The sequence below is a fragment of the Polaromonas sp. YR568 genome, from assembly GCF_943369415.1.
GTDB lineage: Bacteria > Pseudomonadota > Gammaproteobacteria > Burkholderiales > Burkholderiaceae_C > Polaromonas.
In genome coordinates this window covers 31,193-45,143 of sequence record NZ_CALRNF020000043.1, presented here as the reverse complement: position 1 = coordinate 45,143, position 13,951 = coordinate 31,193, and the positions used below count along the sequence as shown (strand labels likewise).

Genomic DNA, 13,951 nt, shown 5'->3' with positions numbered 1-13,951 from the left:
CGCCGCCGACATCTCCGACTACATCGTCGGCTTCTACAACAGCCGGCGCCTGCACTCAACCCTGGGTTATCTGCCTCCCAATGTCTATGAACGACAAATGGCCGAACGTGCCCTTATCGAGGTGTCCGAAATTACTTGACCAGCACACTCCGCTGGCCCTCACCCTAGCCCTCTCTCAGGGGGAGAGGGAATAAATCGGGGGAGGGATAAACGCCATTGTTGGCCCACCCGCAACAGTGAATTCAAAAACCACGCCCTTATGAAGCCGCAGCCCGGCCCCAGTTGCCATGCACGGCAAGCCGGCCGTGCATCCTTCTTTTGAACGCGTGCCGGCGCCGAGTGGACTTACCCCAACAATCCTTGAAAGCATTGAGAACAGCATGAGCACACCCTTGAACACCCAAATCGCCTTTATCACCGGCGGCAACCGCGGCCTGGGCTTTGAAACCGCAAAACAGCTGGGCAAGCTCGGCATCCTGCCGGTGATCGGCGTGCGCAGCGAACAGGCGGGCATCGATGCCGTCGCCAAACTGAAGGCCGACGGCGTGACGGCCGAGTCCATCGTGTTCGATGCGACCAAACCGGCCGACCGTGCCAGGGCCGTGGACTTTTTCCAGGCACGGGCCGGCCGGCTGGACATCCTGGTGAACAATGCGGGCGTTTACCTGGAGGGCGAGCCCGGCGTGAGCCGTCCCTACACCGCGGCTACCCTGCCCGAAAAAGTGCTGCGCGACACCATGGAGACGAACTTCTTCGCCCCCGTGGCACTGACGCAGGCGCTGCTGCCGCTGCTGAAAAAAGCCCCGGCCGGCCGCATCGTCAACCTGGCCAGCATCCTCGGTTCGCTGACGCTGCAGTCCGACCCGACCTCGCCGATTTATGAAATGAAGTCGGCCGCCTACGACACCTCGAAGACGGCGCTGAACTCGTTCACCGTGCAGCTGGCCTATGAGCTCAAGGACAGCAGCGTGAAAGTCAACTCGGCCCACCCGGGCTGGGTGCACACCGAGATGGGCGGCCCTTCGGCGCCCATGAATGTGGAAGACGGAGCCAAGACCAGCGTGCGGCTGGCCACCCTGCCGGCGGCAGGCCCCAGCGGCGGCTTCTTCCATATGGGTGACGCCCTGCCCTGGTAAGCCCCGGGGCTGCCAAATCCACAGCGAAAAAGCGGCCCCGGGGCCGCTTTTTTTGTTTCAGGAGGCGGCAGGAGGCGGCTTCATGTCCAGGAAACCCTTGAGCGTCTGCGAACTGTTGTCGACATGCCAGGCGAGGAAGAACTCGGTCTTGGCCTTGGTGCCGCCCAGCTTGCGGTAGACCACGTTCTGCATCTGCAGGCTGTGCATGGACTCGGGCACGATGGCAATGCCGACGCCGGCGGCCACCAGGCCCACCACGGTCGACATCGGGTAGGCCTCCTGCGCGATGCGCGGTGAAAAGCCCGCGGCCTCGCACATCTTGCGCAGCTGCTCATGGATGGCCGGCGCCTCGCTGCGGCTGAAGAACACGAAGTCGTCGTCGGCCAGCGACTGCAGCATGACCTTGTCCTGGCCCGCCAGCCGGTGGTGCGCCGGCAGCGCGGCCATGAAGGCTTCCTTGAACAGGCTGCGCGTGGCCAGCCACGGTTCGGTGACGGCCTGGCGGATGATGCCGACGTCGATCTCGCTGTTCTTGAGCATCACCGTCTGCCGTGCCACCGTGAGCTGCTGCACCGACACCGCCACGTGCGGGTACAGCCGCCGGTACTGGCTCAGCAGCGCCGGCACCGAGGTATAGATGGTCGAGCCGACAAAGCCTATGCGCAGCGAGCCGGTTTCGCCGCGGGCGGCGCGGCCCACGACTTCCGGAATACCGGCCGACAGCGCCAGCAGGCGGCGCGCTTCTTCCAGCAAGGCCTGGCCCGCCTGCGTCAGCGCCACCTCGTGCGAGGAACGCACCAGCAGCTGCGCGCCCAGTTCCTGCTCGAGCTTCGCGATCTGCCGGCTCAGCGGCGGCTGCGAGATGTGCACGCGCACCGCGGCGCGGCTGAAGCTCAACTCTTCGGCCACGGCCACAAAGTAAGACAGCTGGCGCAAATCCATAAAACCCTTTGATTACCTTAAAGGTATAGCCAATGACTTCATTATGCATTGGACAGCAAGATCAGCGAGACCTAGGATTTGACCCATAACGACTGCTTCTGGAGACAACATGACCTTTCCCCTTCCCGCCGCCGGCAGGCGCCGCCTGCTTTCCCATAGCCTGAAATTTGGCGCCCTGGCGCTGGCCCTGTCGGCCGCCTGGGCCCAGCCCGCGGCGGCCCAGGCCTACCCGTCCAAGCCCATCAAGCTGATCGCGCCTTTCGCGGCGGGCGGCGCGGCCGACACGGTGGCCCGCATCCTGACGCCCAAGCTGACCGAACTGCTGGGCCAGCCCATCATCATTGAAAACCGCGCGGGCGCGAGCGGCGCCATCGGTTCCGCCTTCGTGGCCGCGGCCCCGGCCGACGGCTACACCCTGCTGATGAACCTGGGCCCGCCGCACCAGACCGTGCAGTTCTTCACCAAGGGCGTGAAGTACGACCCGGTCAAGGACTTCACCGCGATTTCGCACGTGGCGACCGCGCCGCAAACACTGGTGGTGCCGGCCTCCTCGCCGATCAAAACGGTGGCGGATTTTGTCGCGGCGGCCAAGGCCTCGCCCAAGGGCCTGTCGTACGCCACTTCGGGCGCGGGTACCTCGCAGCACCTGGCCGGCCTGTTGCTGGCGAGTTCGCAAAAGCTGTCGCTCACACACGTGGGCTACCGCGGCGGCGCACCGGCCCTGACCGACGTGGTCGGCGCGCAGATCGACTCGGGCCTGCTGGTGCTGTCAAACACGCTGCCCTACATCCAGTCGGGCAAGCTGCGCGCGCTGGGCGTGGTGGAAAGCCACCGCTCCAAATCGGCCCCCACCATCCCCACGCTGGCCGAAGGCGGCCTCACGGGTTTCTCGGTGCCCGACACCTGGGTGGGCCTGATGGGGCCTGCCGGCCTCCCTGCGCCCATCGTGCAGCGCATCAATGCCGAGGTCCAGAAGGTGCTGAAGATCCCTGAGGTCAGGGCGCAGCTGCAGCAGGCCGGTTATGACGCCGTCGAATCCACGCCCGAAGAATTCAGCAAACTGCTGGCCGACAGCACCCTGGTCTACAAGTCCATCGTCGAAAAAGCCGGCATCAAGCCTGAATGATTTTTCCCTGAAAGCCCATCAAAAAATGAACACCCAAGCCCCCACCGCCAAGCGCAAGCCCGGCGCCGCCTTTCCCCGCATGACCGTCGTGCTGACCTTCCTGATGGAGAACTGGTCCGTCGGCAAGGCGCCGCCCTACTCGCCCATGACCAGCCCGCCCAAGCCCGGTGAAGTCGACCGCGCCGGCATCCTCTGGGCCAACTACGGCGGGCGTTCCGGCATCGCCAGGCTGATGCGGGTGGCCGAGCGCCACGGCGTCTCGGGCACGGTCTGCGTGAACGCGCGCTCGGCCGAGCTGTTCCCGGAGACGGTCAAGCACATCGTGAAGTCGGGCTTTGAACTCGGCGGCCACAACTATGCGCAGGACGAAGTGCTGTCCGGCCTCAACGAAACCGACGAACGCGCGCTGATCCAGAAGAGCCTGCGCATCCTGCAGGAAATCTCGGGCGTGCGCCCCACGGGCTGGCTCAGTTCCACCATCGCCACTACCGAGCGCACGGCCGACCTGCTGAGCGAGGAGAAGCTGCTCTGGCACGGCGACTACAACGACATCGACCAGCCGCACCAGGTGGCCACGCGTTCGGGCCGCATCGTGGCGATTCCGCACAGCGACTATGCCGACAACCGCGTGCTGCGCGGCGCGCCGGACGATTGGTACCACTGCTACAAGGACATGTTCGACTACCTGTACCGGCAGGAGCCGGGCGCGCTGATCAACATCACCATGCACGGCAACTTCGGCGGCCGGCCGCTGATGTCGGCGCAGCTGGACAAGCTGCTGACCTACATGCTGGCCCACGACGAAGTCTGGGTGCCGCGCCACGACGAGCTGGCCCATTGGGTCAACGAGCACGGCGTGCAGGAAACGCCCTTCATCCAGCGCTTTGCGGCCTGAGCCGGCAACACCATCGACAGGAACACCCACCCATGATCACCGAGACTGAACGCCGGCAGGCCGCCGATGCACTGCTCGAAGCCGGCCGCACCCGCCAGCCGATACGCCAGGTCAGCCAGACCTGGCCCGCGATGGAAATCGAAGACGCCTACGCCGTGCAAAAACTCTGGGCCGACAGCAAGGTCGCCCAGGGCGCGCGCATCGTCGGCCACAAGATAGGCCTGACCTCGCGCGCCATGCAGATGGCCTCGAAGATGACCGAGCCCGACTACGGCATGCTGATGGACGACATGCTGTTCACCGACGGCGCGCGCATCCCGGCCGCCGGCTTCCATGCGCCGCGCCTGGAAGTGGAACTGGCCTTTGTGCTGGGCAAGCCGCTGGGCGGCAAGCACGTGACGATTTACGACGTGCTGGACGCCACCGCCTACGTGACGCCCGCGCTGGAAATCATCGACTACCGCACCGAGGTGCCGCGCGCCATCGTCGACACCATCGCCGACAACGCGGCGGCCGCCGCCATGGTGACGGGCGGGCGCGTCGTCAGGCCCATGGACATCGACCTGCGCTGGGTCGCCGCGACCCTGTCCAAGAACGGCGTCATTGAAGAATCGGGCGTCTCCGCCGCCATCATGGGCCACCCGGCCATGGGCATCGTCTGGCTGGCCAACAAGCTGGCGCTGCACGGCATCACCATGCAGCCCGGCCACATCCTGCTGGCCGGTTCGTTCACGCGGCCCACGGCGGTCGCGGCGGGTGACACCATCCATGCGGACTTCGGGCCGCTCGGTTCTATCGGCGTGTCTTTCAGCTAAATAACGGCCAATCCATACTACCGTTCGCCCTGAGCCTGTCGAAGGGCTTCGACCCTTCGACAGGCTCAGGACAGGCCAAGCTCAGCCCAAACGGTGTATGTTTCCTGATTTACGACATACCCACCCCACAACAAGGCGGAACCATGGACTTGCCCCTCAACCAACTCAAGAAGGCGCTGCGCGCCGGCCAACAGCAAATCGGCCTGTGGTGCACGCTCTCCAGCCCCTACGGCGTCGAGTTGCTGGCGGGCTCGGGCTTTGACTGGCTGCTGCTGGACACCGAGCATTCGCCCAGCGACGTGCTCAACGTGCTGGCCCAGTTGCAGGCCGTTGCGCCCTACCCGGTCTCCGCCGTGGTGCGGCCGGCCTGGAACGACCCGGTGCTGATCAAGCGTTACCTCGACATAGGCGCGCAAACCCTGCTGATTCCCTATGTGCAAAACGCCGAAGAAGCCCGGCAGGCCGCGCAGAGCATCCGCTACCCCAGCGGCGGCATGCGCGGCGTCTCGGCGCTGACGCGCGCGTCCCGCTTCGGCCGCATCCCCAACTACGCCAAGGCCTGCGGCGACGAGCTCTGCCTGCTGGTGCAGATTGAAACCCTGGAAGCGCTGGACAACCTCGAAGCCATCGCGGCCGTCGACGGTGTGGACGGCATCTTCATAGGCCCCGGCGACCTGGCGGCCAATATGGGATTCCTCGGCGAGCCGGGCAACCCGGCCGTCGTCGCAAAGATAGAAGACGCCGTCCAGCGCATCACGGCCTGCGGCAAACCTGCCGGCATCCTGACCGGCGACGAGGCGTTTGCGCAGCGCTGCATCGCGCTGGGAACCACGTTTACCGCCGTGGGCGTGGACGTGGGGCTGCTGGCCAAGGCCACCACGCAGCTGCGGCAGCGTTTCGGCGGCAAGGCCTGAAGCGGTTTCTCCCTCTCCATTTGTCTTTCCCCTCTCCCTCTGGGAGAGGGGTAGGGTGAGGGCTGGCTGCGCAAGCATGGGGCGGCGGTGTTTCATCCGCCGCCGGCCCTCACCCTAACCCTCTCCCAGAGGGAGAGGGGCTAAATCGGGGAAGGGGATAAAGAGGATGACTCGTGTCACCCGCCCTGAACAAACGGCCTGAACAAATCCAGCAACATCATCAACACCGCAAACCCCATCACCACCACCCCGCCCCAGCCGAACCAGGTGGTCTTGAAGCCCGAGGTGAACTTTCCCATCACCGACTTGCGGCTGGCCAGCAGCATCAGGCCGGCCATGATGGGAACGGCCACCACGCCGTTGATCACGGCGCTCCAGTAAAGCGCCTTCATCGGGTCTATGCTGGTGAAGTCCATGCCGGTGCCGACCACGGTGGCGATGACGATGATGGCGTAAAAGCGCTTGGCCTCGTACCAGTGGCGCTCCAGGCCTTCGGGCCAGCCGAAGGCCTCGGCCACGGCGTAGGCGGCCGACGAGGCCAGCACCGGCACGGCCAGCAGGCCGGTGGCGATGATGCCGCCGGCAAACAGCGCAAAGGCAAAGTCGCCGGCCAGCGGCCGCAGGGCCTGCGCCGCCTGCGCGGCCGATGTCACGTCGTGGATGCCGGCCGCATACAGCACCGCCCCGCCCAGCACCATGATGAAAAAGGCGATGGCATTGGAGAAAAACATGCCGATGTAGGTGTCGCGCTTGACGCGGCGCAGGTCGCGGCGAACTTCCTGCTCCGACCCATGCCCCGCGCCCTTGAGGCGCAGCTCTTCGACTTCCTGCGAGGCCTGCCAGAAAAACAGGTAGGGCGAAATCGTGGTGCCCAGCAAGGCGACGATCATCATCCAGTAGCCCGAGGTCCACTGCAGCTTGGGAACGACCAGGTCGTGCAGCACCTGCGCCCATTGCACCTGCACCAGGAAGACGGCGATCACGTAAGAGAACAGAAACAGCGTCAGCCACTTGAGGATGGGCGCGAGCTTGCGGTAGGGCACAAAGACCTGCAGCAGCACGGTGATGACGCCGAAGGCGACCGCATGGAAATGGTCGCCGCCGCCCACCACCAGCTGCAGCGCCTCGCCCATGGCGGCGATGTCGGCCGCGATGTTGATGGTGTTGGCGATGACCAGCAGGAACACCATGGCCATCAAAAAGGCGCGCGGCGTGTGCTCGCGCAGGTTGGCCGCCACGCCCTTGCCGGTGACACGCCCTATGCGGGCGCTGACCAGCTGGATGGCGATCATGAAGGGCAGCGACAAAAACACCGTCCACAGCAGGCCGGTGCCGAACTGTGCCCCCGCCTGCGTGTAGGTGGCAATGCCCGACGGGTCGTCATCGGCGGCGCCGGTGACAACGCCTGGGCCGACATGGCGCAGGAAGGAGGGGATGCGGTTCAACATGGGCGCGAGGCTAACACGGCCGGATGAGGCCAAACTTAATTCGTACAAAGACCTCAGGCAAGAGCCTGCGCCGGCAACCACAGGCACAAAAACTACAGAAGTCGCGGCAGGGGGCCGCGTTTCCGGCACCAGGGCTGGCCTGCGGAAGGGCAAAGGCGTAGGATGGCCCCACGCAGCCGGCGGCCAACGCCCGCCGCGGCTCAGGCGCCAGAGGAAGCGCCGCGCAAGCGGGGACTTCCCTTCAATACCGGAGGAATGATTCATGACAGTTGCATCACGCAGCAATGGACATGCCGCGCAGCGCCCCGCACGGCGCTCGCGCCCCACGCGTCATCCATCCCCTGAAGGAGCCGCATGATGGACAGCGCCGTCGTCAGCCTGCTGGGCGCCTTCCTGCTGTCCATCATCGGCCTGTTTGTCTTCATCTGGTCGCTGCGCAAGGGCTTGCTGGTCGAGAACCCGACAGCCGCCTCGGTGATCTTCGCGCACGGCGAAGTCGGCCAGGTGGACGACCCGGCCCTGCCGGGCGCCGCGCAGGCCTCCATGCAGAACGCGGTGAAAGAAGGCGGCATCCAGACGCACACGGCCGATGCGGCCGAACTGCTGGACCGCATCAGTTCCGACCGCTCCACCGCCTTTCCGGTCTTCATGTTCATCACCTTTGCCTGCATGTGGCTGGTGGTGGGCTCGGCGGCCGGCCTGGTCTCGTCCATCAAGCTGCATGAACCCGACTGGCTCACCGACTACGCCTGGCTGACCTTCGGCCGCATCCGCACGGTGCACCTGACCGGTGTGCTCTACGGCTGGATCACCAATGCCGCGCTGGGCATGGTGGTGTGGCTGCTGCCGCGCCTGCTGCGCACGCGGCTGTACGGCGCCATCTGGGTCATGCTGGGCGGCGCGCTGATCAACATGGGCATTGCCGGCGGCATAGGCGCCATCGCCACCGGCTGGAACGACGGCATGGAGTACCTGGAGATCCCGTGGCAGATCGCGATCTTCATGTTCGCCGGCTTTGCGCTGGTGATCCTGCCGGTGCTCTACACCCTGGTCAACCGCAAGGTCTCGCACCTCTACGTCAGCGTCTGGTACATGACGGCGGCGCTGCTGTGGATCGCCCTGCTCTTCCTGGTCGGCAAGATGCCGGGCGTGCACACCGGCGTGCAGCAGGCCACCACCAACTGGTGGTACGGCCACAACGTGCTGGGCCTGTGGTTCACGCCGGTCAGCGTGGGCGCCATCTACTACTTCCTGCCCAAGGTCATAGGCCGGCCGATACGCTCCTACAACCTCTCGCTGCTGGGCTTCTGGACGCTGGCGTTTTTCTACGGCCAGGTCGGCGGCCACCACCTGATAGGCGGGCCGGTGCCGGGCTGGCTGGTCACGCTGTCCATCGTGCAGAGCATCATGATGGTGATTCCCGTGATCGCCTTCAGCATCAACATGGGCGCCACGCTGAAGGGGCGCATGCACCTGGCGCTGTACTCACCCACGCTGCGCTTCATGATGTTCGGCGGGCTGATGTACCTGGCGTCTTCGCTGCAGGGCTCGCTGGAGGCGCTGCGCAGCGTCAACCAGGTCACCCACTTCACCCATTTCACGGTGGCCCACGCGCACCTGGGCGCCTACGCCTTCGTCACCATGGTGCTGTTCGGCGCCATCTATTTCATGATGCCCCGCGTGCTGAACTGGGAGTGGCCTTACCCGAAGCTGATCACCCTGCACTTCTGGCTGGCGTCCGTCGGGGCGATGATTTATTTCGTCGGGCTCACCATAGGCGGCTGGCTGCAGGGGGTGGCCATGCTGGACGCCGCGCAGCCCTTCATGGCCTCGGTGGAAGTCACGCTGCCCTACCTCCAATGGCGCTCCGTAGGCGGCAGCCTGATGGTGCTCAGCCACCTGGTGTTCGTCGGCCATTTCCTGGCCATGGCGCTGCGCTTCGGGCCGGGCCGCGCGGGTGCCGCCCTCTTCTGGCAAGGCGACGCGCGCGGCGCGGAACTGGGAGCCCAGCATGGAAAATGAAGTCAAGCTCGCATCAGGCGCCATGGTGGCGCTGGGCGTTGCCACGGCAGCGCTCGTGGTCATGCCCTACATGCAGGTGCGCGACATCAAGCCGCCGCCGCAACTCAAAAGCTACACCAGCGCGCAGTTGCGCGGGCGCGAGGTCTACATCGCCAACGGCTGCGTGTACTGCCACAGCCAGCAGCCGCGCGACCGCAACTTCGGCCCCGACGCGGAGCGCGGCTGGGGCCGGGCCTCGGTGCCGGGCGATTATTTCTACGACAAGCCGCACCTGCTGGGCAGCATGCGCACCGGGCCTGACCTGTTCAACATCGGGGTGCGCCAGCCCAGCAAGGACTGGCACCTGGGCCACCTGTACCAGCCGCGCGCCTACGTGCCCGGCTCCATCATGCCGTCCTACCCCTACCTCTTCGTCGTCAAGGACGCGAAAGACGCCGAAAGCGAGGGCGAAACGCCGGTGGCCCTGCCGCCGGCCTACGGGCCCAACGTGGGCCAGGTGGTGGTGCCCACGCCCCAGGCGCTGGACCTGGTCAAGTACCTGCAGGGCCTGAACCACACCTACCCGGTGCTGCCGCCCGCCCCCAAGCCCTGAGCCCACAAGGTGATCCCATGTTGAACGACAACGACAAGACATCCGAGAGCCGGGCACAGGAGCGCGAGCAGGCCGAGCCCTCCGAAAAAAGCCAGCCCATTCCGCTGCTCTTCCTGATCGGCGCGGCGGCCCTGGTGCTGTGGGGCGCGGGCTACATCGTGCTGTCCGGCTCCTTCGGCCGCGCCGACCTCGGCGACAGGCGCACGCTGGCCGACCTGTCGGGCCCGGCGCCGGGCGCCGGCACAGCCGCCAACGGCAAGCAGCTGTTCACCGCCAATTGCGCGGCCTGCCACCAGGCCACAGGCAAGGGGCTGCCGGGCGTGTTCCCGCCGCTGGACGGCTCCGAATGGGTGGCCGGCGACGAACGCACCGTGGCCAACATCCTGCTGCACGGCATCACCGGCGAGATCACCGTCATGGGCAGCACCTTCAAGGGCGCCATGCCGGCCTTCCCGCAGCTGAGCGATGCCGAACTGGCCGCGGTGGCGAGTTACATCCGCGCCGAATGGTCCAACAAGGCCGGCGCCATCAAGCCCGAACTGTTCGAAGCCGAACGCAAGGCCGGCACGCGCACCGCGCCCTTCAACGGCGGCGCCGAGCTCAAGGCGCTGACGGCCAAAGCCTCCTGAATCGCCTCTGATGTTTCGCACCGCCTTGCTGAGCGCCATGCTGGCCGTGGCGGGTTATGCCGCCGCCGCGTGGCTGACGCACGACTTCCAGGTCTGGACCGCCGAAGGCGCGCGCCGGCTTGAAGTGGCGCTGCAACCGGTGCCGGCCCCGGCGGTAGTCGTCGACGGGCCCGGCATCGCGCCGCAAACCCTGTCGCGACACCTGGCCGACGGGCAGTCCATCACCCTGGTGGATTTTGTCTACACACGCTGCCAGAGCGTCTGCCTCGCGATGGGCAGCAGCTTCCAGCAGATGCAGGCGGTGCTGCAGGAACGGGGTGGCAAGGTCAAGCTGCTGTCCATCAGCTTCGACGGCAGCCATGACACACCGGAGGTGCTGCAAGCCTATGCCTCGAAATTGAGCGCCGACCCGGCACGGTGGCGTTTTGTGCGTGTACAGGAGCCGCAGGGCACCCAGCAACTGCTGAGGGATTTCCAGGTCGTGCTGGTGCCCGACGGCCGCGGTGATTTTGAGCACAACGCGGCCTTCCTGGTCATCGACCAGAAAGGCCGGCTGGTCCGCATCTTTGACTACGCGGAGCAGCAGCTCGCGCTCGACTATGCGCAGCACCTGTCGGGCGCCGCCGCGTCATTGCCAGCTACATCGCCATGAAGATGCCCGCTCGTCCTTCACGCGGCATACAGGCCCTCCTGGCCGCCGCCCTGCTGTGCCTGCTGGCCTGGCCCGCCATGCGGCAGGCGCTGGAGGCCAGCATGACACGCCACATGCTGCTGCAATACCCCTTGCTAATGGGGATCGGCTACCTGCTGGCCGGCGCACTGCCGGGCCGCTGGCAGGTACGCCTGAACCGGTGGAACGCACACGGCATCAGCGGCCTGTTCGCCACCGCGCTGGCGCTTGCGATATTGATGATTCCCCGCGTGCTGGACCTGGCGCTGGTCGACGGCCGCATCGAAACCCTCAAATACCTGGCCTTGCTGGCCTGCGGCGCCGCCATCCGCCTGTCATGGCAGGCGGCCGGCCTGCTGGTGCAGGGCTTCTTTCTGGGCAATGTGTTGCCCATGATGGCGGTGGTGGGCAACCTCTATGAAACCTCACCGGTGCGCGTCTGCAATGCCTACCTGCTGGATGACCAGGCGCGGCTGGGGCTGATGCTGGTGTGGGTCGCTGCAGTGATAGCCGCGGTGTGGTTTGCCTGGCTGGTGCGTGCCTTGATGCGGAGAGACGCCGCCATGATGCCGGACGAAACCTCAACGAAACCTGCGGCACGCTGACAGCGTGCGTATCGCAAAGACCTGTACGCCGCGCTTGTCTTTATCTGCATAAATCTGCGTAATCTGCGGATAAAGAATTCATCCACAGATTACGCAGATTTACGCAGATTTACGCAGATTGAAAACGAGACATCCGTACTCAAGCCACCCTCGAAATCACCGTGCCGCCCTGCACCGCTTCGAAAGAGAACTTCACGGGCAGAAAGGCCTCAATGGTCCGGGCGTTCGTGCGGGGCGGTGCCGGCCGCGAGTTGCTCAACCTCTCCCGCACGCAGCGCAGCGTTGTCAACGACGCGGACAGGCCGCGCAAATACCTGATGAAGTTTGGCCTGAGCTGGGAAAAGCTGTCGGCTTGAAACCAGCCACGCGCCTGCAGGCCTGAAGGCCTAAATCGGCAATTGGGTGGTCGAGAGCACCTGCTTGAGCACCATGAAGGTACGGACTTGCCGCACGCCCGGCAAGTACAGCAACTGCTCCGCATGGAGGCGATTGAAGCTGTCGTTGTCCCGGGTTCGCACCAGCATGAAGTAATCGAACTCGCCGGTCACGACGTGGCACTCCATGCAGCCCGACACCGTCTGCGCAGCCTTTTCGAAATTGGCGAAGGACTCGGGTGTTGACCGGTCCAGCACGACGCCGATCATGACCAGCATGCCGACGTCAAGCAGGTTCGGATCGAGCAGCGCCACCACGCCCCTGATCAGCCCGAGCTCCTTGAGCCGCTCCACGCGCCTCAGGCATGCGGGCGCGCTCAGGTTCACCTTGGCCGCCAGCGCCACGTTGGACACCGAGGCATCGCGCTGGAGCGCCTTGAGGATCGCCCGGTCCGTGCGGTCCAGCGCCTCTCTGAGGGAAACCGGTTTGCTGATTTTTTCGCGTAATTTTGTTGTGCTCATATCAATTTATACAAAATAAAAATTATAAAAATCGACGCCTCAGACATATTAGTTTTGAATTTTTAGAAAACTTTGCAACCACCATTTTGTCATTTGTTTTTAGTATTGGCTTCATCAGAGCATCAATACAGCAATTGAAGAACGGGTGGGTATGCCGTCTTTATTCGCAAGTCCTGACGCTTGGAGACCCGTCTTAACCCCAGGAACCATTCGCATGAACCTCAGGAAATTCCCCCGGCATTCGCTGACTTTCGGCCCCACGCCCATCCAGCCGCTCAAGCGCCTGAGCGCCCACCTGGGCGGCAAGGTCGAGCTGTATGCCAAGCGCGAGGACTGCAACAGCGGGCTGGCTTTCGGCGGCAACAAGACACGCAAGCTCGAGTACCTGATTCCCGAAGCCCTGGAAGGCGGTTACGACACGCTGGTGTCCATAGGCGGCATCCAGTCCAACCAGACGCGGCAGGTGGCGGCGGTGGCCGCGCACCTGGGCATGAAATGCGTGCTGGTGCAGGAGAACTGGGTCAACTATTCCGACGCGGTGTACGACCGCGTGGGCAACATCGAGATGTCGCGCATCCTGGGCGCCGACGTGCGGCTGGACGCGGCCGGCTTCGACATCGGCATACGCCCCAGCTGGGAGCAGGCCATGGATGACGTGCGCAAGGCCGGCGGCAAGCCTTTCCCGATTCCCGCCGGCTGTTCGGAACACCCGCGCGGCGGACTGGGATTCGTCAACTTCGCCGAAGAAGTGCGCCAGCAGGAGGCCGAGCTGGGCTTCAAGTTCGACTACATCGTGACCTGCTCGGTCACCGGCAGCACGCAGGCCGGCATGGTGGTGGGTTTCGCGGCGGATGGCCGGGCCGACAAGGTCATCGGCATCGACGCCTCGGCCAAGCCCAAGCAGACCTTTGACCAGATCCTGCGCATCGCGAAGGGCACGGCCGAACTGGTCGAACTGGGCCGCGACATCACGGCCAGGGACGTTGTGCTGGACGACCGCTTCGGCGGCCCGGAATACGGCCTGCCGAACGAAGGAACACTGGAGGCCATTCGCCTGTGCGCCCGCATGGAAGGCATGCTGACGGACCCGGTCTACGAAGGCAAGTCCATGCACGGAATGATCGAGAAGACCCGGCTGGGCGAATTTCCGGCGGGCTCGAAGGTGCTGTATGCCCACCTCGGCGGCGTCCCGGCACTCAATGCCTACAGCTTCCTCTTTCGCAACGGTTGAAAACCCGCAGCGAAGGTCCAACGCCCGCAC

General features: G+C 65.1%; 16 protein-coding genes. 13 read left to right on the top strand and 3 right to left on the bottom strand.

The features are described 5' to 3' along the window. Window positions 1-139 (top strand): IS3 family transposase (locus ACLV74_RS22230; RefSeq protein WP_411878256.1); only part of this gene is annotated, 139 nt, incomplete at its 5' end. Between the two features lie 241 nt (window positions 140-380). Next, a complete protein-coding gene (locus ACLV74_RS22225) occupies window positions 381-1,136 on the top strand; it encodes an SDR family oxidoreductase (protein WP_411881595.1) in 756 nt (251 codons plus the stop codon). 57 nt (window positions 1,137-1,193) lie between these two features. Here ACLV74_RS22225 and ACLV74_RS22220 read toward each other — a convergent pair whose 3' ends face one another. Further along, on the bottom strand, window positions 1,194-2,078 hold the full coding sequence (locus ACLV74_RS22220; RefSeq protein ID WP_411881594.1) for a LysR family transcriptional regulator: 885 nt from the start codon (window positions 2,076-2,078) through the stop codon (window positions 1,194-1,196). Between the two features lie 109 nt (window positions 2,079-2,187). On the opposite strand from ACLV74_RS22220, the gene ACLV74_RS22215 reads away from it, so the two are divergent. The 4 genes from ACLV74_RS22215 (at window position 2,188) to hpaI (ending at window position 5,828) form a co-directional block, all read left to right on the top strand. Next, complete coding sequence (locus ACLV74_RS22215) at window positions 2,188-3,204, top strand: Bug family tripartite tricarboxylate transporter substrate binding protein (protein WP_411881593.1); 1,017 nt, start codon at window positions 2,188-2,190, stop codon at window positions 3,202-3,204. Between the two features lie 25 nt (window positions 3,205-3,229). Next, on the top strand, window positions 3,230-4,099 hold the full coding sequence (locus tag ACLV74_RS22210) for a polysaccharide deacetylase family protein (protein ID WP_411881592.1): 870 nt from the start codon (window positions 3,230-3,232) through the stop codon (window positions 4,097-4,099). A gap of 32 nt (window positions 4,100-4,131) precedes the next feature. Beyond that, window positions 4,132-4,914, top strand: coding sequence for a 2-oxo-hept-4-ene-1,7-dioate hydratase (gene hpaH, locus ACLV74_RS22205; protein WP_411881591.1), 783 nt, complete (start codon window positions 4,132-4,134; stop codon window positions 4,912-4,914). Window positions 4,915-5,057: 143 nt separating this feature from the next. Further along, window positions 5,058-5,828, top strand: a complete 771-nt coding sequence (gene hpaI / locus ACLV74_RS22200; RefSeq protein ID WP_411881590.1) for a 4-hydroxy-2-oxoheptanedioate aldolase — start codon at window positions 5,058-5,060, stop codon at window positions 5,826-5,828. Window positions 5,829-6,004: 176 nt separating this feature from the next. Here the strand turns inward: hpaI and ACLV74_RS22195 are convergent, their stop codons facing one another. Further along, the gene (locus tag ACLV74_RS22195) at window positions 6,005-7,276 is read right to left on the bottom strand and encodes an Nramp family divalent metal transporter (RefSeq protein ID WP_411881589.1); all 1,272 of its coding nucleotides are present in this window, start codon (window positions 7,274-7,276) and stop codon (window positions 6,005-6,007) included. Between the two features lie 357 nt (window positions 7,277-7,633). Between ACLV74_RS22195 and ACLV74_RS22190 the strand changes: the two genes are divergently transcribed. The 6 genes from ACLV74_RS22190 to ACLV74_RS22165 all read left to right on the top strand — a co-directional run bounded on the left by ACLV74_RS22190 (window position 7,634) and on the right by ACLV74_RS22165 (window position 12,150). Then, window positions 7,634-9,298 (top strand): cbb3-type cytochrome c oxidase subunit I, encoded by a 1,665-nt coding sequence (locus ACLV74_RS22190; protein WP_411881598.1) that lies wholly within the window; start codon window positions 7,634-7,636, stop codon window positions 9,296-9,298. Beyond that, on the top strand, window positions 9,288-9,890 hold the full coding sequence (locus ACLV74_RS22185; protein WP_411881588.1) for a cbb3-type cytochrome c oxidase subunit II: 603 nt from the start codon (window positions 9,288-9,290) through the stop codon (window positions 9,888-9,890). Before ACLV74_RS22190 ends, ACLV74_RS22185 begins: the two co-directional genes overlap by 11 nt. Before the next feature lie 17 nt (window positions 9,891-9,907). Next, a complete protein-coding gene (locus ACLV74_RS22180; protein ID WP_411881587.1) occupies window positions 9,908-10,519 on the top strand; it encodes a c-type cytochrome in 612 nt (203 codons plus the stop codon). A gap of 10 nt (window positions 10,520-10,529) precedes the next feature. Then, a complete protein-coding gene (locus tag ACLV74_RS22175; RefSeq protein ID WP_411881586.1) occupies window positions 10,530-11,171 on the top strand; it encodes an SCO family protein in 642 nt (213 codons plus the stop codon). Further along, a complete protein-coding gene (locus ACLV74_RS22170; RefSeq protein WP_411881585.1) occupies window positions 11,168-11,794 on the top strand; it encodes a hypothetical protein in 627 nt (208 codons plus the stop codon). The genes ACLV74_RS22175 and ACLV74_RS22170 overlap by 4 nt, the downstream gene beginning before the upstream one ends. A gap of 212 nt (window positions 11,795-12,006) precedes the next feature. Next, window positions 12,007-12,150, top strand: a complete 144-nt coding sequence (locus ACLV74_RS22165) for a hypothetical protein (protein WP_411881599.1) — start codon at window positions 12,007-12,009, stop codon at window positions 12,148-12,150. Between the two features lie 30 nt (window positions 12,151-12,180). On the opposite strand, the gene ACLV74_RS22160 is transcribed toward ACLV74_RS22165, so the two are convergent. Then, the gene (locus ACLV74_RS22160) at window positions 12,181-12,690 is read right to left on the bottom strand and encodes an Lrp/AsnC family transcriptional regulator (protein WP_411881584.1); all 510 of its coding nucleotides are present in this window, start codon (window positions 12,688-12,690) and stop codon (window positions 12,181-12,183) included. A gap of 214 nt (window positions 12,691-12,904) precedes the next feature. Here ACLV74_RS22160 and ACLV74_RS22155 point away from each other — a divergent pair, with 214 nt between their 5' ends. Next, window positions 12,905-13,921, top strand: a complete 1,017-nt coding sequence (locus ACLV74_RS22155) for a 1-aminocyclopropane-1-carboxylate deaminase (protein WP_411881583.1) — start codon at window positions 12,905-12,907, stop codon at window positions 13,919-13,921. Window positions 13,922-13,951 lie beyond the last annotated feature (30 nt).

Coding starts and splice junctions, on each gene's coding strand:
- ACLV74_RS22225 (WP_411881595.1), top strand. CDS start 381: ATGAGCACACCCTTGAACACCCAAATCGCCTTTATCACCGGCGGCAAC.
- ACLV74_RS22220 (WP_411881594.1), bottom strand. CDS start 2,078: ATGGATTTGCGCCAGCTGTCTTACTTTGTGGCCGTGGCCGAAGAGTTG.
- ACLV74_RS22215 (WP_411881593.1), top strand. CDS start 2,188: ATGACCTTTCCCCTTCCCGCCGCCGGCAGGCGCCGCCTGCTTTCCCAT.
- ACLV74_RS22210 (WP_411881592.1), top strand. CDS start 3,230: ATGAACACCCAAGCCCCCACCGCCAAGCGCAAGCCCGGCGCCGCCTTT.
- hpaH (WP_411881591.1), top strand. CDS start 4,132: ATGATCACCGAGACTGAACGCCGGCAGGCCGCCGATGCACTGCTCGAA.
- hpaI (WP_411881590.1), top strand. CDS start 5,058: ATGGACTTGCCCCTCAACCAACTCAAGAAGGCGCTGCGCGCCGGCCAA.
- ACLV74_RS22195 (WP_411881589.1), bottom strand. CDS start 7,276: ATGTTGAACCGCATCCCCTCCTTCCTGCGCCATGTCGGCCCAGGCGTT.
- ACLV74_RS22190 (WP_411881598.1), top strand. CDS start 7,634: ATGGACAGCGCCGTCGTCAGCCTGCTGGGCGCCTTCCTGCTGTCCATC.
- ACLV74_RS22185 (WP_411881588.1), top strand. CDS start 9,288: ATGGAAAATGAAGTCAAGCTCGCATCAGGCGCCATGGTGGCGCTGGGC.
- ACLV74_RS22180 (WP_411881587.1), top strand. CDS start 9,908: ATGTTGAACGACAACGACAAGACATCCGAGAGCCGGGCACAGGAGCGC.
- ACLV74_RS22175 (WP_411881586.1), top strand. CDS start 10,530: ATGTTTCGCACCGCCTTGCTGAGCGCCATGCTGGCCGTGGCGGGTTAT.
- ACLV74_RS22170 (WP_411881585.1), top strand. CDS start 11,168: ATGAAGATGCCCGCTCGTCCTTCACGCGGCATACAGGCCCTCCTGGCC.
- ACLV74_RS22165 (WP_411881599.1), top strand. CDS start 12,007: ATGGTCCGGGCGTTCGTGCGGGGCGGTGCCGGCCGCGAGTTGCTCAAC.
- ACLV74_RS22160 (WP_411881584.1), bottom strand. CDS start 12,690: ATGAGCACAACAAAATTACGCGAAAAAATCAGCAAACCGGTTTCCCTC.
- ACLV74_RS22155 (WP_411881583.1), top strand. CDS start 12,905: ATGAACCTCAGGAAATTCCCCCGGCATTCGCTGACTTTCGGCCCCACG.